Origin of the sequence: Thiohalocapsa sp. (genome assembly GCF_022340605.1) — a bacterium.
Classification (GTDB): Bacteria; Pseudomonadota; Gammaproteobacteria; order Chromatiales; family Chromatiaceae; genus Thiohalocapsa.
In genome coordinates, this window is record NZ_JAJDNQ010000052.1 from 1 (window position 1) to 18,615 (window position 18,615).

General features: G+C 68.1%; 19 protein-coding genes and 1 tRNA gene. 1 reads left to right on the forward strand and 19 read right to left on the reverse strand.

Annotation, left to right across the window (positions count from 1 at the left end; all coding sequences use genetic code 11):
* From LJE69_RS06950 to LJE69_RS07010, 13 genes are all read right to left on the reverse strand, one after another.
* On the reverse strand, positions 1-1,220 hold a 1,220-nt coding region (locus LJE69_RS06950; RefSeq protein WP_367114639.1), incomplete at its 3' end, for a DNA methyltransferase.
* 43 nt (positions 1,221-1,263) lie between these two features.
* The gene (locus LJE69_RS06955; RefSeq protein ID WP_296923152.1) at positions 1,264-1,635 is read right to left on the reverse strand and encodes a PIN domain-containing protein; all 372 of its coding nucleotides are present in this window, start codon (positions 1,633-1,635) and stop codon (positions 1,264-1,266) included.
* Between the two features lie 3 nt (positions 1,636-1,638).
* On the reverse strand, positions 1,639-1,833 hold the full coding sequence (locus LJE69_RS06960; RefSeq protein WP_296923154.1) for a type II toxin-antitoxin system VapB family antitoxin: 195 nt from the start codon (positions 1,831-1,833) through the stop codon (positions 1,639-1,641).
* Between the two features lie 161 nt (positions 1,834-1,994).
* Positions 1,995-2,705, reverse strand: coding sequence for a hypothetical protein (locus LJE69_RS06965; protein ID WP_296923156.1), 711 nt, complete (start codon positions 2,703-2,705; stop codon positions 1,995-1,997).
* 208 nt (positions 2,706-2,913) lie between these two features.
* Positions 2,914-3,004: transfer RNA gene (locus tag LJE69_RS06970), tRNA-Ser, on the reverse strand.
* 360 nt (positions 3,005-3,364) lie between these two features.
* The gene (gene csrA / locus LJE69_RS06975) at positions 3,365-3,586 is read right to left on the reverse strand and encodes a carbon storage regulator CsrA (protein ID WP_296923158.1); all 222 of its coding nucleotides are present in this window, start codon (positions 3,584-3,586) and stop codon (positions 3,365-3,367) included.
* 300 nt (positions 3,587-3,886) lie between these two features.
* Positions 3,887-5,110: an aspartate kinase gene (locus tag LJE69_RS06980; RefSeq protein WP_296923161.1), complete on the reverse strand. Its 1,224-nt coding sequence runs from the start codon at positions 5,108-5,110 to the stop codon at positions 3,887-3,889.
* A gap of 2 nt (positions 5,111-5,112) precedes the next feature.
* Positions 5,113-7,722, reverse strand: coding sequence for an alanine--tRNA ligase (alaS, locus tag LJE69_RS06985; RefSeq protein ID WP_296923164.1), 2,610 nt, complete (start codon positions 7,720-7,722; stop codon positions 5,113-5,115).
* Between the two features lie 93 nt (positions 7,723-7,815).
* A complete protein-coding gene (locus LJE69_RS06990) occupies positions 7,816-8,346 on the reverse strand; it encodes a regulatory protein RecX (protein ID WP_367114640.1) in 531 nt (176 codons plus the stop codon).
* A gap of 126 nt (positions 8,347-8,472) precedes the next feature.
* Complete coding sequence (gene recA, locus LJE69_RS06995; RefSeq protein WP_296923167.1) at positions 8,473-9,576, reverse strand: recombinase RecA; 1,104 nt, start codon at positions 9,574-9,576, stop codon at positions 8,473-8,475.
* 163 nt (positions 9,577-9,739) lie between these two features.
* On the reverse strand, positions 9,740-10,267 hold the full coding sequence (thpR, locus tag LJE69_RS07000) for an RNA 2',3'-cyclic phosphodiesterase (RefSeq protein ID WP_296923170.1): 528 nt from the start codon (positions 10,265-10,267) through the stop codon (positions 9,740-9,742).
* Between the two features lie 43 nt (positions 10,268-10,310).
* Positions 10,311-10,805: a nicotinamide-nucleotide amidase gene (gene pncC / locus LJE69_RS07005; RefSeq protein ID WP_296923173.1), complete on the reverse strand. Its 495-nt coding sequence runs from the start codon at positions 10,803-10,805 to the stop codon at positions 10,311-10,313.
* Positions 10,802-11,272: a hypothetical protein gene (locus LJE69_RS07010; protein ID WP_296923175.1), complete on the reverse strand. Its 471-nt coding sequence runs from the start codon at positions 11,270-11,272 to the stop codon at positions 10,802-10,804. The genes pncC and LJE69_RS07010 overlap by 4 nt, the downstream gene beginning before the upstream one ends.
* 323 nt (positions 11,273-11,595) lie before the next feature.
* Here LJE69_RS07010 and LJE69_RS07015 point away from each other — a divergent pair, with 323 nt between their 5' ends.
* Positions 11,596-11,817, forward strand: a complete 222-nt coding sequence (locus LJE69_RS07015) for a hypothetical protein (protein ID WP_296923178.1) — start codon at positions 11,596-11,598, stop codon at positions 11,815-11,817.
* 66 nt (positions 11,818-11,883) lie between these two features.
* Here the strand turns inward: LJE69_RS07015 and LJE69_RS07020 are convergent, their stop codons facing one another.
* From LJE69_RS07020 to LJE69_RS07045, 6 genes are all read right to left on the reverse strand, one after another.
* A complete protein-coding gene (locus tag LJE69_RS07020) occupies positions 11,884-12,768 on the reverse strand; it encodes a prephenate dehydrogenase/arogenate dehydrogenase family protein (protein WP_296923181.1) in 885 nt (294 codons plus the stop codon).
* The gene (gene hisC / locus LJE69_RS07025) at positions 12,765-13,907 is read right to left on the reverse strand and encodes a histidinol-phosphate transaminase (protein WP_296923183.1); all 1,143 of its coding nucleotides are present in this window, start codon (positions 13,905-13,907) and stop codon (positions 12,765-12,767) included. The genes LJE69_RS07020 and hisC overlap by 4 nt, the downstream gene beginning before the upstream one ends.
* 145 nt (positions 13,908-14,052) lie before the next feature.
* Complete coding sequence (gene pheA / locus LJE69_RS07030) at positions 14,053-15,138, reverse strand: prephenate dehydratase (protein WP_296923185.1); 1,086 nt, start codon at positions 15,136-15,138, stop codon at positions 14,053-14,055.
* An 88-nt stretch (positions 15,139-15,226) separates the two neighbouring features.
* Positions 15,227-16,429 (reverse strand): phosphoglycerate dehydrogenase, encoded by a 1,203-nt coding sequence (locus tag LJE69_RS07035; protein ID WP_296923188.1) that lies wholly within the window; start codon positions 16,427-16,429, stop codon positions 15,227-15,229.
* A 361-nt stretch (positions 16,430-16,790) separates the two neighbouring features.
* The gene (gene serC, locus LJE69_RS07040) at positions 16,791-17,885 is read right to left on the reverse strand and encodes a 3-phosphoserine/phosphohydroxythreonine transaminase (protein WP_296923191.1); all 1,095 of its coding nucleotides are present in this window, start codon (positions 17,883-17,885) and stop codon (positions 16,791-16,793) included.
* Positions 17,886-18,333: 448 nt separating this feature from the next.
* Positions 18,334-18,615: DNA gyrase C-terminal beta-propeller domain-containing protein (locus LJE69_RS07045; protein WP_296923194.1), on the reverse strand; the 282-nt coding region annotated here is incomplete at its 5' end.

Sequence of the window (18,615 nt, forward strand, 5' to 3'; positions counted from 1 at the left end):
GACACGCCGCCTTCGGCGCGGCAGAACGCGAGGCACCTTTCCAAGAAAGCTGTGGCAATATCATGTTTCGCATCTGGATGTTTCGCCTCGATGAAGCCCCTCAGCTTTTCGTCATGGTCAGCTAGCTTCCGAAATGGAACATTGGTCAGCACAAGGCGATAGCGACTTGCCAGTAGCCTTGTTGATAGAGCCAGCCCCTGAGCTGTTACACCTAACTCCCTAGAATCTTCATCAGGCAGTGATTTCGTAACGGCGTCGAGGACGCCGACGACTCGCTCCCACTTTTCGCTGAGCAGGTCCTGCCCCAACGCCCGCCGCGGATCGATCAGGCTCTCCAGCGTCGGCGCGTCCTTGAACAGCTCGTACAGCCGCTCCAGCGCGTGCTCCAGGTCCGGGTCGCCCTCACCGAGCCGCAGCCAGTCGGCCTTGCCGGCGTGGATGCCGAGGCCGGAGCAGGCGAGGTTGAGGGTTGGCAGGGGCCGCCAGCCGCCGGCGCCGGGCCAGCGCCAGGCGGTCAGGGCCAGCGCAAAAGCGGCGATCTCGACGCAGCGGCGGTCGAGCTCCAGGCCGTGGAGGTTGTCCCGCAGCACGGCGTCCACGGCCTCGCGGGCGGTGAGGCCCTCCAGTTCCATGCGCATGGGCACCAGCATCTGGAGCGCGGCGACCAGGAAGTGGCCCGAGCCGCAGCAGGGGTCCATGACCTTCAGCTCCGCCAGGCGCTCGGGCCAGCCGTCGAAGGTGCCGGCGGCGGGGGTCCAGGGACGCGCTCCCCCACCCCCGGCCCCTCTCCCAAGGGGAGAGGGGAGTGAAGAGGGCTCGCGTTCGGCGACGGTCTCGGGGAGAGAGGGGGCTGAAGAGCGGACGAAGCGCAGATACTCCAGCGGCACGCCGGGGATGGCGGCCTTGCGGCGCAGTTCGTCTTCGGTCTCCACGTCGCGAAGGTCCTGTTCGCTCAGGCGGCGGGCGGCCCACCAGGCGCCGAGGCTGTTGTCGAGCAGGAAGGCGACCATGTAGGGCTCAGTGAAGAGCTGCGTGACGGCGGGCAGCTCGTCGGCGCCGATCTTGACCTCGGAGCGGTTGACGGCGTCCTTCTGCTTGGTCTGCCAGAACTGGTAGACCCAGCCGAGGCTGTCGCCGGCCGCGAAGGTCTCCGCGGTCTCGCGGGCCGCGACGACGACGTTCTCCAGTTGCCGGCCCAGGTGCTTGGCGAGTGCGTGCACGGGTTGCTCCGTCCCTGTTGTCGCTGGGTGTTGGTGGTCTCTGTCAGGCGTCCGCTTGGGCGGCGAGCCCGAGCTGGCCCGCGACCGCCGACAGGCGCTTGTCGCGGGTCCAGAGTGCGACGGCATCGCCGAGGGACACGGCGGCCAGCAGGTGCAGGTCCTCGTAGCCGATGCCAAGGCCCCAGAGGCGGTTGCTGGTGAGGAAGTACAGGGCCTCGTCATGGCTGGCGGTCGGAAGCCGCGGCAGGCTGTCCCAGAGGCGCAGAAGCGTGTCGCGGTCGCGCAGGTTTCCACACGCCAGCTCGCCGGCCACCATCGGGTGCATGATGACCCTATTGCGTTCCAAGAGCGCCGTCAGCCGGGCGTCGCCGGCGCGCAGATGGTCAATCCAGACCGAGGTGTCGACAAGGATCAAGGCTCATTCCGCAGGGCGGCGGCGAGGGATCGGCTCCAGGTCCGGCTCGCTCCCGCCGAGGCGGGCCAGCCTGCGGGCGCTCTCGCGCTCGATGAGGGCCTTGAGCCCTTCGCGAATCAGGGCGGTCTTCTCTTGCACGCCAGAGAGAACCCGGGCCTTCTCCAGCAGCTCGTCGTCGATGTTCAGCGTGGTTCGCACTTGCGGACTCCAATGCAGATTAGAGATGCAGACGCATATGGCGAATTGTAGTACAGGGAGACGCAGATCCTAATGCCAGGGTTGCGCTTGGCCAGAGTAGCCAGGGCTTCCAGCTCTGGATTGGTTGGTCAGGGCTGGAAGCCCTGGCTACGGGCGTGGCGTCAAACGCGCACGGGGCCGGCCTTGAGCTTGTCTCTGATGCGCTGCTCGGCCTCGGCGAGCCAGGCGGTGAGGTCTTCCTCCGTGGTCAGGGTGCGCCGGGGCAGGTCGACGTGGGTCACGGTGGGCTGGAGCAACCGGGCGGCATCCATTCGGGCGCCCTCGAAACGACCGCGCAGGGCCTGGGTGCGGTCGGCCCACTGGGAGAGGGAGCAGCGCTCCAGCTCGGCGAGGATGCTGTCGGCAGTTGCCGTGTCCACGGAGACAGCATCGGTGAGGTGACGCTCGGAGAGGATGCTCTGGCGCTGCGCGTCGTTGAGCCGCTGCCAGTCCGCGTCCTTGTCCAGCTCCGCCTGCTCCCGCGCAAGGGTGTCGCGGTGCTCCTGGGCGTGGTGGTTGAGGCTGTTGCGGAGCAGGTCCACGGTCTTGTCGAGCAGGGCCTGCACCGGGTCGTGGGCGGCGAGCAGCGCACGCTGATCGGCGATGGCCTGCGCCTCGTCCGCGAGCTTCTGGTAGGGTGCGAGGCCCTTGGCGTGGGCGAGGAGGTCTTCGAGCCGCCGCCAGGCGGGGGTGCGGTCCTTGATGCGCTCGCCCAGGTCCTGCCAGTGCTTGATGTCGGTAAGGAGCGCATCCCGGCGGCTGTGCAGCTCCGCCAGCGGGGCGTTGCCGGTGAGCACCTCCAGCTCCTCGATGGGCTTCTGGTCCGGCCGCACAGGTCGGGGCGGGTCGCCTCCGGCCTTGTCGGCCAGGTTGCGCAAACAGCGCAGCAGCTCCGGGGCCTTTTCGATCTCCTGGTCCGGCTGCGGGCCGCTCAGATCTGAAGATAGCCCAGAGACTCTGCGCAGAAGGCGGACCGAAGCGCGGACGGGCAGGAACAAGTTTCACTAAGAACCTGTTTTTACAAGGTTCTAAGGCAAAGGATGGCGGAGAGAGAGGGATTCGAACCCTCGATGGGCTATTAACCCATACTCCCTTAGCAGGGGAGCGCCTTCAGCCACTCGGCCATCTCTCCGACGGGGCGTGAATTGTAGCAGGAAGCACCCGTTGTTCGTCCAGCACTGTACGCATCCCCGGTGCGACGGACCGCTGACTTTGGGAGCGCAGCCAGCCTGGGAGGCGTTGCGATGCGCCCTACGGCGGCTGACCGGCGGCCAAGCGATGGGCGATGGGCGATGGGCGATGGGCGATGGGCGATGGCGGGGCCGGATCAGCTCAGCGACAAAAGACAACTTGAGCGCGGGCTGCGGCATGCTGGGGGGATGCCGCGTGCTTGCGGGGGATCTCGTATGCTGGGAGTGCCGACGGCGGAGTGCCGCCTGTCGGCAGGTGGCGAATGGCCGATTCGCGACTGCGGCCTATGCTTTGGGTCAGGTCAACTGCTGTGACCGGGAGGAACGCTAACCGGCTCGCCCTGCGCAGCCTGTTGTTCTTGTTCGCGCTTAATGCGCTCGTAGATCTCTTCCCGATGGACAGCGACGTCGCGCGGGGCATTCACACCGATGCGGACTTGGTTGCCTTTGACGCCCAGCACCGTCACGGTGACCTCGTCCCCGATCATCAACGTCTCCCCGACTCGACGGGTCAGAATCAGCATAGTTGTCTCCCTTTGAGGTCCTTAAAGACAGTCCACCCTGCCGCCCAAAGTCGGGGGCCAAACATCCGCACCCAGGCGGGAACTGGACGGAAACTGGCGGACCACACTCAACCAATGTACAGACCGACCCCATGCCGGCCTGAACTTTGATTCTAGCAGCAAGATTTTTGTGCGCGCATTACCAACCCGCAATGCGCAAGCCGGAATGCCACCACATCCGCGCCTTGATCGGATAAACGGCGGTCAGCGCTGACAGAACAACCGACAGACGGCGGAACCAAGGTGTCAGGCCCCGCGAGGTCAGGCTTGCTGCGCCAGATCGAAGGCTTGATGCAGCGCGCGTACGCCCAGCTCCAAATACTTCTCGTCGATGACGACGCTGATCTTGATCTCGGAGGTGCTGATCATGCGTATGTTGATGCCCTCGCGTGCCAGGGCTTCGAACATGCGGCTGGCGATGCCGGCGTGGGAGCGCATCCCCACCCCAACCAGGCTCACCTTGACGATGCGCTCGTCGCCATGCACCTCGCGGGCCGACAGCGCGTTGGCGGTGTCCTGAAGGATGTCCAGCGCCTTCCCGTAGTCGTTCCGGTGCACGGTGAAGGTGAAGTCCGTCGTCTTGGTGTCGGCGGCGATGTTCTGGATGATCATGTCCACCTCGATATTCGCATCCGAGATGGGCCCCAGGATCTTGTACGCGACGCCGGGCTCGTCCGGCACGCCGAGGATGGTGAGCTTGGCCTCGTCCTTGGCGAAGGCGATGCCGGCGATCTTGGCCTCTTCCACGTCGTCCTCCTCGAAGGTAATGAGCGTGCCCTCCCCATCCTGAAAGCTGGAGAGCACCCTGAGCGGAACCCGATACTTGCCCGCGAACTCCACGGCGCGGATCTGTAGCACTTTGGAGCCGAGGCTCGCCATCTCCAGCATCTCCTCGAAGGTGATGCGCGGCAGCCGGCGCGCCCTGGGCTCGATGCGCGGATCGGTGGTGTAGACGCCGTCCACGTCGGTGTAGATCTGGCACTCGTCGGCCTTCAGCGCCGCCGCCATGGCAACGGCTGAGGTATCGGAGCCACCGCGGCCGAGGGTGGTGATGTTGCCGTGCTCGTCGATGCCCTGGAAGCCGGCTACCACCACGACACGGCCGGCATCCAGGTCGGCGCGGACGCGGCCGCCATCGATGTCGCGGATACGTGCCTTGTTGTGGGCGCTGTCGGTGCGCACCTGGACCTGGCCGCCGGTATAGGAACGCGCCGGACAGCCCGCGGCCTCCAGCGCCATGGTCAACAGCGCAATGGTCACCTGCTCGCCGGTGGACAGCAGCACGTCCAGCTCGCGCGGCGACGGGCGCGGCTGGAGCTGATGGGCCAGGCCCAGCAGCCGGTCGGTCTCACCGGACATGGCCGAGACGACGACCACCACGTGGTGGCCCTGGTCGCGGGTACGCATGACCTTGGCGGCGACCGCCTGGATGCGCTCGATGCTGCCGACCGAGGTGCCGCCGTATTTCTGGACGATCAACGGCATGATCAGGCCCTCGCCACCCGTTCCCGCACCCAGTCGCCCACCAGCTCCAGCGCCGCGGGGATGCCGGCCGGCTCCGTGCCACCGGCCTGGGCCATATCGGGCCGGCCACCGCCGCGCCCGCCGACCTTTTCGGCCGCGGCCTTCACCAGATCGCCGGCCTTGAAGCGGTCGGTGAGGTCCTTGGTGACGCCGGCGATGAGGTTGACCTTGCCGCCGCTCTCGGTGACCAGCAGCACGACGCCGGAGCCCACCTTGTTCTTGAGCTGGTCCAGGGTGTCGCGCAGCGACTTGGGATCGGCGCCGTCGAGCCGGGCGGCCAGCACCTTGACGCCATCGATGTCGACGGCCTTGTCGGCAAGATCGCTGCCGGCGGCGCTGGCGAGCTTGGCCTTGAGCTGCTCCAGCTCCTTCTCGAGCCGGCGCGAGCGCTCCACCAGCAGCGCCACGCGCTCGTCGGCGTCGGCGCTGCCGCCCTTGACCAGGGCGGCGATGCGTGCGAGCCGCGATTCTTCGTCCGCGACCCAGTCCAGCGCACGCTCGCCGGCGACGGCCTCGATGCGGCGCACGCCGGCGCTGATGCCGGTCTCGGATGTGATCTTGAAAAGCCCGATGTCGCCCACCGCACGCACGTGGGTGCCGCCGCACAGCTCGGTGGAGAAGTCGCCCATGCGCAGCACCCGCACCTGCTCGCCGTACTTCTCGCCGAACAGGGCCATGGCGCCCGACGCCTTGGCGTCCTCGATGTCCATGATGCGGGTCTCGACGGTATGGTTCTCGCGGATCTCGCGGTTCACCAGGCGCTCGATGGCGTGCAACTGCTCCTGGGTCATGGGCTCGAAGTGAGTGAAGTCGAAGCGCAGCCGATCCGGCCCCACCAGCGAGCCGCGCTGCTGCACATGGTCGCCGAGCACCGTGCGCAGCGCCGCGTGCAGCAGATGTGTCGCGGAGTGATGCAGCGCAGTGGCACGACGCCGCTCGCAGTCCACCCGCGCGGTGATGCGGTCGCCGACGAGGAGCTCGCGCTCGGTCATGCGGCCGATGTGGCAGATGATGCCGTCGCCATGCTTCTGGGTGTCTTCCACCGTGAAGCAGGCATGCTGCGTGCGCAGCTCGCCGCGGTCGCCCACCTGCCCGCCGGACTCGGCGTAGAAGGGCGTCACGTCCAGCACCACCAGGCCGCTCTCGCCGGGAAGCAGGCGCTCGCGCTCGTCCCCGTCGCGGAACAGGGCCACGACGGTGCCCTCGTCGACCATGTCCTCGTAGCCGGTGAAGTCGGTCTCGCCCTCCAGCTCGATGGCGATCTCGGCGCCGGCACCGAACTGGCTAGCGGCGCGGGCACGCTCCTTCTGCCGTGCCATCGCCTGCTGAAAGCCGGCCATGTCCAGGGTCAGGCCACGCTCGCGGGCAATGTCGGCGGTGAGGTCCGCCGGGAAGCCGTAGGTGTCATAGAGCCGGAACACCGCCTCGCCGGGCAGCACCTTGCCCGTCAGTCCAGCGACGACCTCCTCGAAGATGCGCAGCCCCTGGTCCAGGGTGTCGGCGAAGCGCTCCTCCTCGGCGCGCAGCACCTGCTCCACGTGCGCCTGCTTGGCGGCGAGGGCCGGGTAGGCATCGCCCATCTCGGCTACCAGCGGCGCGACGAGCTTATAAAAGAAGGGCTCGGTGCAGCCCAGCTGGTAGCCGTGGCGGATGGCGCGGCGGATGATGCGCCGCTGCACATAGCCGCGGCCCTCGTTGCCGGGCGTGACGCCGTCCACCACCAGGAAGGCGGCGGAGCGGATGTGGTCGGCAATGACGCGCAGGGACTTGGACTTGAGGTCCTCGCAACCGGCCGCCTTGGCGGCGGCGCGAATCAGCGCCTGGAACAGGTCGATGTCGTAGTTGCTGTGCACGCCCTGCATGACGGCCGCCAGGCGCTCCAACCCCATGCCGGTGTCCACCGACGGGCGCGGCAGCGGCTTGAGGCGGCCCTCGGCATCGCGGTCGTACTGCATGAACACCAGGTTCCAGATCTCGACGAAGCGGTCGCCGTCCTCGTCCGGCGAGCCAGGTGGGCCGCCCGCGATCTCCGGGCCGTGGTCGTAGAAGATCTCCGAGCAGGGGCCGCAGGGGCCAGTCTCGCCCATGGACCAGAAGTTGTCCTTCTCGCCACAGCGCGAGAAGCGCGTCGGGTCTGCCTTGATCTCGTCGAGCCAGATGCGCGCGGCCTCCTCGTCATCGGTGTACACCGTCACCCACAGCCGTTCCGGCGGCAGGCCCAGCACGTCGATGAGGAACTCCCACGCGAAGCGGATGGCCTCGCGCTTGAAGTAGTCGCCAAAGCTGAAGTTGCCGAGCATCTCGAAGAAGGTGTGATGCCGGGCGGTATAGCCGACGTTCTCCAGGTCGTTGTGCTTGCCGCCGGCGCGCACGCAGCGCTGGGAGCTGGCGGCGCGGGTGTACGGGCGCTTCTCGCGGCCGAGGAAGACGTCCTTGAACTGCACCATGCCGGCGTTGGTGAAGAGCAGCGTCGGGTCGTTGCCCGGCACCAGGGGACTGCTCTCGACGACGGCGTGTCCGCGCTCGGCGAAGTAGTCGAGGAAGGCGGATCGGAGCTCGGCACTGCGTTTCATGGGAAAGGGCTCGGGAATGATCTTGGCGGATGGCCTCGGCGCGCCGGCGGGGCGCTGCACGCGGGGGGATCCGGAGGGATTGGGCTCAGCGGGTCAGTCCAACTCGAGGGCGCGGGCGATCAGGCTCGCGGGAAACCCGCGATATTCCAGGAAGCGCGCGCGTTTTGCCAGTGTTTGACGGTCATTTGCCGGGGCGGCGCCGAACTTACCCGCGTCTACCGCGGACATCAACGCCAGACATTGCTCATCGTTCAGTTGCAAATGCGGGTCGATTGCCGCGTCGGAAAGCCCTTTCGCCTGCAACTCGGCGCGGATACGCAGCGGTCCAAAGCCCTTTTCCAGCCGCTCCGCCACATAGGCGGCGAGCAGCCGCTCCTCGCTGAGCAGGCCCTCGGCCATGAGGCGGTCCAGCACCGCGTCCACGTCGGCGGCTGGATAACCACGGCGGTAAAGCTTGCGGGCCAGTTCCAGCCGCGAGTGCTCGCGGCCGCTGAGCAGCTTGAGCGCGCGGGCGCGAATCTCCGCGGCGGGCGCTGCAGCGGTGCTGGCCGGCGCGTCCGGCGCCCGATCCGGGTCGGGCGCTGGCTGGGGCACCGGCTGGGGCACCGAATGGAGCTCCGACACCGGGCGGGCCGGGGGCTGCACGGCGGGCCGGGGGGCGGGCTGGGGGGTGGATTCGGGGTCTGACAATGCGGCGCGGACCGGTCGTTCGGGAACTCGCGGCGGATGTTCGTAGCGGATGCTCGCGGCCTAGGCCTCCGACGCGGAATCCGCCGCGCTCTGCCGGCCGCCGGACTTGTTCGCGGATGATGGTGCGCCGGCAGACGCCGTGGCGGACTCTTTGTCGGCCCCCGCCGCCGAACGCGGCGGCAGCAGCACGGCACGGATCTTGGCCTCGATCTCGTCGGCGAGGTCCGGGTTCTCCTTCAGGAAGATGCGCACGTTGTCCTTCCCCTGACCGATGCGGTTACCGTCGTAGCTGTACCAAGCGCCGGACTTGTCGACGACGCCCTGCTGCACACCGAGGTCGATGATCTCGCCGTGGCGGGACACGCCCTCGCCGTAGAGGATGTCGAAGGTGACCTGCTTGAACGGTGGCGCGACCTTATTCTTGACCACCTTGACCTTGGTCTCGTTGCCGATGACCTCGTCACCCTTCTTGATGGCACCGGTGCGGCGGATGTCGAGCCGGACCGACGCGTAGAACTTGAGGGCGTTGCCGCCGGTTGTGGTTTCCGGCGAGCCAAACATCACACCGATCTTCATGCGGATCTGGTTGATGAAGATGACGATGGCGTTGGAGCGCTTGATGTTGGCGGTGAGCTTGCGCAGCGCCTGCGACATGAGCCGCGCCTGAAGGCCCACGTGGCTGTCGCCCATCTCGCCCTCGATCTCGGCCTTGGGCGTCAGCGCGGCGACGGAGTCCACGACGACCAGGTCCACGGCACCGGAGCGCACCAGCATGTCGGTGATCTCCAGCGCCTGCTCGCCGGTGTCCGGCTGCGACACCAGGAGCTCGTCCATGTTGACGCCCAGCTTCTCGGCGTAGCTCGGGTCCAGCGCGTGCTCGGCATCTACGAAGGCGGCGGTGCCGCCGGCCTTTTGCGCCTCGGCCACGGCATGCAGGGTCAGCGTGGTCTTGCCAGAGGACTCCGGACCGTAGATCTCGATGACCCGGCCCCGCGGCAGGCCGCCGATGCCGAGCGCCACGTCCAGACCCAGCGAGCCGGTGGAGACGGCCTCGATGTTCTGCATGGCCCCGGCGTCGCCCATGCGCATCACCGAGCCCTTGCCGAACTGCTTCTCGATCTGGCTCAGCGCCGCGGCCAGGGCCTTCTTGCGGTTTTCGTCCATCGTCACTCCGGACAGGTATTCGTTTGCGCGCCGGTGCTTGCGGCGCTGGTTTCGCGCGATTATCACACATCGCCAGCCCTCGCGGCTTCGCGGCCGCTCACTCGGCCAGGCCGGGAGCAAATCGCAGGCAACGGTCTCGGCCGGCTGGGCTAGCAGCGACGCACTAATCCAGCGGCCAACGGCGCAGCACCTGATAACCGCCACCGTTGCGTCCGGCCACACCGCTGCGCACCAGCACGAACTCCCGCGCGGGCCATGCAATCTGCAACGCCCGGCGCGGCACCTTGGGCGCCTTGCGCGCCAGCGTCACGTGCGGCCGATAGCGCCGCTGCTCGGGCTGGATGCCGCAAGGCAGCAGGTTGTGCTGAAGCTGGCTCACCAGATTGAACAGCGCCGGCGGGGGCTCGCCGGGGGACGCCACCAGCACGCGCTGGCGCGGCCAGGTCTCCAGTTGCTCCAGCATCAGCTCGAAGCCGTCCAGCACCACGTCGTCGGCGGCCGCCTCGATGCAGGACATTCGGTCCACGTCCACGTCGCCGAGGAACACCAGCGTCAGGTGCAGGTCGTGCGGATGGGTCGGACGCGCGTCCCGCAACGAGCCGTCGCGGACGTCCAACAGGGCCGTGCGCGCGGGTTCGTCTGGCCACAGCGCGAAGAAGAGTCGGATGCTGGCCCGTCGGTCATCCTTCATCGGTGGTCTCGTGTCGCGCTGACGCGATCGATAGCAGGTTCTCCTATGTGGCCCAACCAAGCAACTCGATCAAGCGCCTCAGCGCATGCGCGACCGCGTGGCGGCGCACCGACTCACGGTCGCCCTGAAAATGTCGGGTCTCGGTGCTGACGCCTCCAGGCAACGCGAAGCCGAAGCAGACCATGCCGACGGGCTTCTCCGTCGAGCCACCACCGGGGCCGGCGATGCCGCTCACGGCCACCGCGACCTGCGCGCCGCTGCGGCTCACCGCGCCCGCCGCCATCTGCCGCACCACCGGCTCGCTGACGGCGCCATGCTCGGCCAACGTCACCGCCTCCACGCCCAGCAGCTCCTGCTTGGCGGCATTGCTGTAGGTGACGAAGCCACGCTCCAGCCAGCCGCTGCTGCCGGCGACGTCGGTGATGCACTTCGCGATCCAGCCGCCGGTGCAGGACTCGGCGGTGGCGAGCATCAGCCCGGCCGCGGCGAGCCGCTCGCCGAGGGTCTCGGCGAGCCGGGCCAGGTCGTCGTCGCTCATGCGGCGGAGGAAGTCTGCCGCGCGCCCACCGGCGTCCGGATGCGCTCACCCACCAACCGCGCCTGCAAACGCTCCACCAGCGCCTTGATGGCCTTCGCGCCCATCTTCGACGGATCGAATACCGCCCCGTCGGCGTCGCCGGCGACGGCCAGCCGGATGCGCACCCCCTGGTTGCGCTGTCCCCAGCCGCGCAGGAACTCGATCAATGCCGGAACCATGGGTGGCAGCACCGCGGTTGCCACCGCGCCCAAGGTGATGGCCTCGGCTGGGCCCCTGCCACCCGCCGCCAGCGGCAGGTGGCTCTGCGCCGGCGCCGTCGCCGGCGTCGCGGACAGCACGAAGTCCGCAGCACGCAGTTCCTGGCGTAGCGCCGCCGCACGGTCGAGCGCATCATCGGCAGGCAATGGCCTGCCCTTTTGGTCGGTGAGCAGCAGGGTCAGGTTCGGAGAATCTAGGGGACCGATCATGGTTTTCCGCCGGTGGCCTCAAGACCGGCACAGGATGCACTGGAGGGGACGTGTTGACAAATCGGGGTTTCCTCGGAGCCGCCGCGTCCTGTGCTGGCGCGTGCCACGTGCAGATGTGCCGGCATTGGCACAAGCAGCCTGCGCGCGCATGGGATGAGGCCGCCTTGCCGACGGCCCCGGGCGGCGCTGGAGATGCTTCGTGCTACACCGTTGAGGGCACGAAATCGTTGCGCCCATCAGGGCGAAATCCACGATTTCATCATAGACAACCATGGAAATGTCTATTAGAGTTTTCTTAAATACTGACGCACAGGGACATACCGATGTTCAACTGTCGTTCGATGCGCGTGGCGGTCATTCTCTCGGCGCTGCTGCTCGGGGCGGGCTTGCTGCTCGGGCTGGCCGCGGTGGCCGCACCGCTGTCCATGCCCTACACGCAACTGGCGCTGATCTTGGTGCTCGCGGGTGCCGCCGTGCTGTCGGCGGCCTTCGTCGACGCGCTGCTGCCGGGCGCCGACCGGCGCCTGGACGGCTGCCGGCACTGACCGCGAGCACGGGCAGCCCGCACACTGTTCACGAGTGAGGGCACGACAGACGAGCGGCGCGGTCGGTCAGGACGGCTCCCCAGGCGGCACCACCCCATCCACGTAGGCATCCCGCGCGGTCTTGGCGCGGGTAAAGATCTCCAGCAGATGCTCGCTGTCGCGGCGGCGGATGGTCTCGGCGAGATCGGTCATCTCCTCGCCGAAGCGCGCCAGCATGGCACTGAGCGCCTCGGCGTTGGCGATGCAGATGTCCCGCCACATGACGGGGTTGCTGGAGGCGATGCGGGTGAAGTCCCGAAAGCCGCCGGCGGCGTAGCGGAAGATCTCTTGGTTGTCGTGCTGGCGCGCGAGCAGGTCCACCAGGCCAAAGGCGAGCATGTGTGGCAGGTGGCTGGTGGCGGCCAGCACCGCGTCGTGGTGGGCAACGTCCATGTCCGTCACCCGGGCGCCCGCCGCCTGCCACATGGCCCGGACCTTGTCCACGGCATCCGGGGCGGTCTGCGGCAGCGGGGTCAGGATGACCCGGCGGTTGTGGAATAGCTCCGGGAACGACGCGCCAACGCCGCTGTGCTCGGTGCCGGCGATGGGATGACCGGGCACCAGCCTGGCCGGCACCTCGCCGAAGACGGCGGCGGCATCGGCGATGACGCTGCCCTTGACGCTGCCGCCATCGGTGATGACGGCATCCTCCCGCAGCTTGCCCTTGATGCGCTCCAAGACGCCGCGCATGGCACCCAGCGGCACTGCAAGGAACACCATGTCGGCGTCCTCGACGGCGACGGCCGGGTCGCGGGTGCAGCCGTCGATGACGCCGAGGTCGAAGGCCAGTTCCAGGTTCTCGACGGACCGCCCGCAACCGATGATCTCGCCGACGGCGCCGGCACCGCGCAGCGCCCGCGCCAGGGAGCCGCCGATGAGGCCGACGCCGATGATGGCGAGCCGCTCGATCATGCGCCGGCAGCCTCCGCGCTGGCACCCGTCTCGCGCAGGACCTTCGCCAGCGCCGCGAGCATGCGGTCGTTTTCCGCTTCGAGACCGACGGTGATGCGCAGGTGATTCGCCAGCCCGTAGTTGGCCACCGGACGGCAGATGACGCCCTCGCGCAGCAGCGCCTGGTCGACGGGACCGGCCGGCCGGCCGAGATCCACGGTAACGAAGTTGCAGACGGACGGGATGCACGCGAGTCCGAGCCGTTCCAGCTCCGCCGTCACCCGCGCCATCTCGGCCTGATTGTGCGCCACCGAGCGCTCCACGTGCGCCCGGTCGCCGAGCGCCGCCACCGCCGCCGCCTGCGCCGGGGCGTTGGCATTGAAGGGGTGTCGCACGCGGTTCATGAGCTCGGCGACGTGCGGATGGCTGAGCCCGTAGCCCACCCGCAGCGCGGCCAAGCCATGCACCTTCGCGAAGGTGCGCGTGACGATGAGGTTCGGGAAGTCCGCGAGCCAGCGGCTGGTGTCCGGATAATCCGCCTCGTCCACATACTCGAAGTAGGCCTCATCGACGACCACGATGACCTGCTCCGGCAGCGCCTCGATGAAGGCCCGAAGCGCCGCGGTGCCGAGCCAGGTGCCAGTCGGGTTGTTGGGGTTGGCGATCCAGACCACGCGGGTGCGCGCGCTCACCAGTTCCGCCATGGCTTCGAGGTCGTGCCCGTACTCGCGCGCCGGTGCGACCCGTGCCGTGGCGCCAACGGACTGAATGGCGATTGGGTAGACGGCAAAGGCGTACTCGGAGAACACCGACTCGGTGTCCGGGTGCAGAAAGGTCCGCGCCACCAGGTCCAGCACGTCGTTGGAGCCGTTGCCGACTGTGACCTGCAATGGCTCGACGCCGTGGTGATCGGCGATGGCCCGGCGCAGCGCGAACGCGCCCCCATCCGGATAGCGGCCCAGCTCCGCGGCGGCAGCGAGGTAAGCCGCCCGCGCCGCCTCGCCGCAGCCCAGCGGATTCTCGTTGGACGCGAGCTTGACGGCCTCGCGGATGCCGAGCTCGCGCTCCAGCTCCGACACCGGCTTGCCCGGCACATAGGGCGTTAGGCCGGCGATGTGGGGGGCGGCGAGGTGAAGATGCTGATTGTGAGCGTTGGACATTAGAAGCGGTCGATCGGCGTTACAGGACGCGTAGTCCGAGTCTTTAGCGCATGAAGGGCAAGGGTGGAAAGTGCAACGGGAGCGTGCATGAGTGCAAGAGTGCGCTCCCTGTCCCCCCTGCACTCCCTGCACTCCCTGCACTCCCCTAGAGCACGGCCTCGGGATAAGAGCCCAAGACCTTGCACAGATTCGCCGCCGTCTTGAGCTGCATCAGCGCCCCCGCGACCTTCGGCTCGGTGCGGTGGCCGCTGACGTCCACGAAGAACACGTAGTCCCAGACGCCCTGGCGCGAGGGGCGCGACTCGATGCGGGTCATGCTGATGCCCTGCTCGGCAAACGGTGTCAGCAGCCGGTGCAGGCCGCCGGCCTCGTTGCGGCAGGACAGCAGCAGGCTGGTCTTGTCCCGACCGCTGGGCGGCGCGTCCTCGCGGCCGATGATCAGAAAGCGCGTGGTGTTGCCGGGCTCGTCCTCGATGCGCTGAGCGAGGCTGCGCAGCTCGTACAGTTCGGCCGCAGCCTCGCCGGCCACGGCGGCGCAGTCGCCGGAGCGGGAGGCCAGCTTGGCGGCCTCGGCGTTGCTGCCGACCGCGACACGCTCGGCGGCGGGCAGGTGGCGGTCCAGCCAGCCGCGGCACTGCGCCAGGGACTGCTGGTGCGAATAGACCCGCCGGATGGCGCCGATCTCGGTCGCCCGGCTCAAGAGATGATGATGGATGCGCAGCATCACCTCGCCGACGATGCGCAACGGCGAGCGCGCGAAGGTATCGAGCGTGTGATTCACCACGCCCTCGGTGCTGTTCTCCACCGGCACGACACCGAAGTTGCAGGAGCCGGCCTCGACCTCGCGGAAGATGTCGCCGATGGTGCCGAAGGGCTGGGTGCGCACCGAGTGGCCGAAGTGCTTCAGCGCGGCGGCCTGGGTGAAGGTGCCCTCGGGACCCAGGTAGCCGACCGACAGCGGGCGCTCCAGCGCCAGGCAGGCGGACATGATCTCCCGGAACAGCCGCGCGATCTCCTCGTCGTCCAGCGGCCCCGGGTTCTGTGCCTTGATGCGGCGCAGAATCTCTGCCTCCCGCTCCGGGCGGTAGTAGTGCGTAGCTTGTCCGGCGGCATCCTTGACCTTGGCCACCTCGCGGGCGCAGTCGGCGCGCTCGGAGATCAGCCGCAGCAGCTCTGCATCGATGGCATCGATGCGCTCGCGGATCGGGGCGAGATCGTCGTCGGTGCTCATATTGGCTCTAGCTGGGTGCTCCGGGCTTGAACGTGGATCGGCCGAAATAGCGGCCTGGCGGGCGGCGGCATCGCTGGCCGGGTCGCCTTTAGGGCTCGACGACGCCACCGCCGCTGCCGCCGGCCACCCCCAGGCAACGCACCGACAATACCCCATCGATGCCGGCAATGCGCTTGGCCGTCTCCTTCGGGCATTGGCGCTCGATGTCGATCAGGGTCATGGCCAGCTCGCCGCGGGAGCGGTTCAGCATGTCGACGATATTGAGTCCCGCCTGGGCGAGGTCGGTGGAAATCTGGCCCACCATATTCGGCACGTTGCGGTTCACCACCGCGATGCGGTGGCCGCCGTTGCGCGGCAGGAAGATCTCCGGGAAGTTGACGGAGTTGGTGACGTTGCCGTCCTCAAGGTAGGCACGCACCTGGTCGGCCACCATCATCGCGCAGTTGTCCTCGGCCTCGCGGGTGGAGGCACCGAGGTGCGGCAGGGTCACCACCCGCGGATGGTCCTTCAGCAGGTTGCTTGGAAAATCGCAGACGTAGGCGTAGAGCTTGCCGGCGTCCAGCGCCGTGACGGCCGCATCGTCGTCGATGATGCCGCTGCGCGAGAAGTTGAGCAGCACGGCGCCGTCGCGCATGTTGGCGATGCGCTCGGCGTTGATCATGTGCCGGGTCTGGTCCGTCAGCGGCACGTGGAAGGTGATGAAGTCGGACCGGGCGACGAGGTCATCCACCGACAGGGCGGCTTCAACGTCGGCCTGGAGCTTCCAGGCCGCGCGCACGGTGATGCTCGGGTCGTAGCCGATGACCTTCATGCCCAGCGCGCGGGCGGCATTGGCCACCAGCACGCCGATGGCGCCGAGGCCGATGACGCCGAGCGTGCGCCCCGGCAGCTCGAAGCCGACGAACTGCTTCTTGCCTGCTTCCACCGCCTGGTTGATGGCCGCGTCATCGCCTTCCAGGGTGCGCGCGAACTTCGCGGCCTGGCCGATGTTGCGCGCGGCCATGAGCATGCCGGCGAGCACCAGTTCCTTCACGGCATTGGCGTTGGCACCCGGCGCGTTGAACACGGCAATGCCGCGCTCGCTCATGGCCGCCACGGGGATGTTGTTGACGCCGGCACCGGCGCGGCCGATGGCCTTCACCGTCTCCGGGATCGCCATGTCGTGCATCTTCGCCGAGCGCACCAGGATGGCGTCCGGATGCGCCAGCTCCGAGGCGACCTCGTAGCGCTCCCGCGGCAGCCGGTTCAGGCCGGCGACAGAGATGTTGTTGAGGGTCTGGATCTTGAACATTGAAGACTTCTCCGGCTTTGAGGGTACCGCGGAAGAGGGCTCACGCGAAGACGCGAAGACGCGAAGACCTAAGCCGCTAAGGTGATGTTCCGAGGAAGCTGTGCCCCCACGCACCCGCCTCGCCCACTGGCGGACGCGCCGATTCGCGCCACGCGCCCTTGCTGTTTCTGTACTGATGCCGGCCATAATCGCATCCGGAGGCACGTGGGCGGCGGACCACAACGAGGTCGTCGCACACTCTCCGCGCCTTTCCCTTCGCGTCTTCGCGGCTTCGCGTGCCACTCTTCTCCGAGCCCTCGCCCCGGAAGCCTTCGCAGTTGGCTCACGCGTCCTCGCGTGCCACGCAAGCGGGCCGCGCGGATCAGCCCTTGGTGCGCTCGAACTCCGCCATGAACTCGATCAGCGCATCCACGCCGGCCTCGGGCATCGCATTGTAGATGCTCGCGCGCATGCCGCCGACGGAGCGATGGCCCTTGAGGGTCAGCAGGCCCGCGGCCTTGGCGCCGGCGAGGAAGCCCGCGTCCAGGTTGGCATCGGCCAGCGTGAAGGGCACGTTCATCCACGAGCGGCAGTCCGGCTGCACCGGGTTGGCGTAGAAGCCCGAGCCGTCGATGGCCGCATAGAGCTTGCCGGCCTTGCGCTGGTTGATCTCGGCCATGGCGCCGAGCCCGCCCAGGTCTTTGAGCCACTGGAACACCAGCCCCGCCAGGTACCAGGCGTAGGTGGGCGGCGTGTTGTACATGGAGTCGTTGTCGGCGTGGATCTTGTAGTCCAGCATCGCCGGCGTGCCGTCGATGGGCTGGCCAATCAGGTCCTCGCGGACGATGACGATGGTGAGCCCGGCCGGGCCGACGTTCTTCTGCGCACCGGCGTAGATGACGCCGTAGCGGGACACGTCGATGGGGCGCGACAGGATGGTGGACGACATGTCCGCCACCAGCGGCACCGACGCCTCCGGCACGTAGGGGAACTCGACGCCCTGGATGGTCTCGTTGGGCGTGTAGTGCAGGTACGCGGCGTCCGCGGACAGGTTCAGCTCGGCCTGCGCCGGCGCGCGGGTGAAGGTGCCGTCCTGCTCGGTGCTGGCGGCGATGTTCACCGCCCCGAAGCGCTTGGCCTCGGCAATGGCCTTCTTGGACCAGCTGCCGGTGCTCAGATAATCCGCCTTGCGCCCGGCCTTGTCGGCGCCGCGCAGCAGGTTCATCGGCGCCATCGCGAACTGCAGCGACGCCCCGCCCTGCAGGAACAGCACCTTGTAGTTGTCCGGCACGGCGAGCAGCTCGCGCAGGTCCGCCTCCGCCTGCTGGGCGATGGACAGGAACTCCTTGCCGCGGTGGCTCATCTCGGCCACGCACATGCCGCTACCGTGCCAGTCGAGCATCTCGTCACGGGCGCGCTCGAGCACTGCCTCCGGCAGCATGGCCGGGCCAGCGCTGAAGTTATAGGGTCTGGACATAGCAGGACTCCGGGTTGTCGATTCTGGATGCGGAGGCGCCTGTCGGGCGGCTCCGTGTGTTTGGGCCAACTTAACGGGCCGAGGGCCAAGGGCCGAGCCGCCCAGGGCAGATGTCGATTGCCCGATGGCGCTCGGGGCAATCCTGGTGGCGCCGGTTGGCGTCGCCGTCTCCAGCAGCGGTCTCGCACTGCACAGACCGGGCAAGAACTGGCGTGCGGCGCAGGGATGCGGCCAGCGGTAGGTCGGGTTAGCGATAGCGTCACCCGACTGTCAGTGGGTTAAGCGAGGGAACTGTCGGGTTACGCTGCGCTAACCCGACTACACCCGAATCGCTCAACCGACTTCCGCCGAATACTTGCCCAGCCCATGGAGCGAGGCCAAGACCCGGCAACCCCCGTCGCGCCCGTCGCTCGTTGCGCCGCGGCATGCGCCCATGCCAGGACGCGGGTCAACCGCCGTCAGGCTCGCCTGCATCCTCCGGACCGGCATCGCCACCGTCGCCGCTGTCCCCGTCGGCGCTTTCGTCATCCTCGCCGTTCTCGCCGTTCTCGCCGTTCTCGCCGTTGAGCGCCACGATGCGCTCGATACCGGCGAGCTTCTGCTCGTCGCCGAGGTTGATGAGCTTCACGCCCCAGGTGTTGCGGCCGAGGATGTTGATGCCGTCCACGGCGGTGCGCACCAGGGTGCCGGCCTCGGTGATGAGCATGATCTCATCCCCGGGGCGCACCAG

What these genes read in the sequence shown, in the direction of transcription:
- csrA (WP_296923158.1), bottom strand. Translation starts at nt 3,586, where the DNA reads ATGCTGATTCTGACCCGTCGAGTCGGGGAGACGTTGATGATCGGGGAC.
- LJE69_RS06980 (WP_296923161.1), bottom strand. Translation starts at nt 5,110, where the DNA reads ATGCCGTTGATCGTCCAGAAATACGGCGGCACCTCGGTCGGCAGCATC.
- alaS (WP_296923164.1), bottom strand. Translation starts at nt 7,722, where the DNA reads ATGAAACGCAGTGCCGAGCTCCGATCCGCCTTCCTCGACTACTTCGCC.
- recA (WP_296923167.1), bottom strand. Translation starts at nt 9,576, where the DNA reads ATGGACGAAAACCGCAAGAAGGCCCTGGCCGCGGCGCTGAGCCAGATC.
- thpR (WP_296923170.1), bottom strand. Translation starts at nt 10,267, where the DNA reads ATGAAGGATGACCGACGGGCCAGCATCCGACTCTTCTTCGCGCTGTGG.
- pncC (WP_296923173.1), bottom strand. Translation starts at nt 10,805, where the DNA reads ATGAGCGACGACGACCTGGCCCGGCTCGCCGAGACCCTCGGCGAGCGG.
- LJE69_RS07010 (WP_296923175.1), bottom strand. Translation starts at nt 11,272, where the DNA reads ATGATCGGTCCCCTAGATTCTCCGAACCTGACCCTGCTGCTCACCGAC.
- LJE69_RS07015 (WP_296923178.1), top strand. Translation starts at nt 11,596, where the DNA reads ATGTTCAACTGTCGTTCGATGCGCGTGGCGGTCATTCTCTCGGCGCTG.
- LJE69_RS07020 (WP_296923181.1), bottom strand. Translation starts at nt 12,768, where the DNA reads ATGATCGAGCGGCTCGCCATCATCGGCGTCGGCCTCATCGGCGGCTCC.
- hisC (WP_296923183.1), bottom strand. Translation starts at nt 13,907, where the DNA reads ATGTCCAACGCTCACAATCAGCATCTTCACCTCGCCGCCCCCCACATC.
- pheA (WP_296923185.1), bottom strand. Translation starts at nt 15,138, where the DNA reads ATGAGCACCGACGACGATCTCGCCCCGATCCGCGAGCGCATCGATGCC.
- LJE69_RS07035 (WP_296923188.1), bottom strand. Translation starts at nt 16,429, where the DNA reads ATGTTCAAGATCCAGACCCTCAACAACATCTCTGTCGCCGGCCTGAAC.
- serC (WP_296923191.1), bottom strand. Translation starts at nt 17,885, where the DNA reads ATGTCCAGACCCTATAACTTCAGCGCTGGCCCGGCCATGCTGCCGGAG.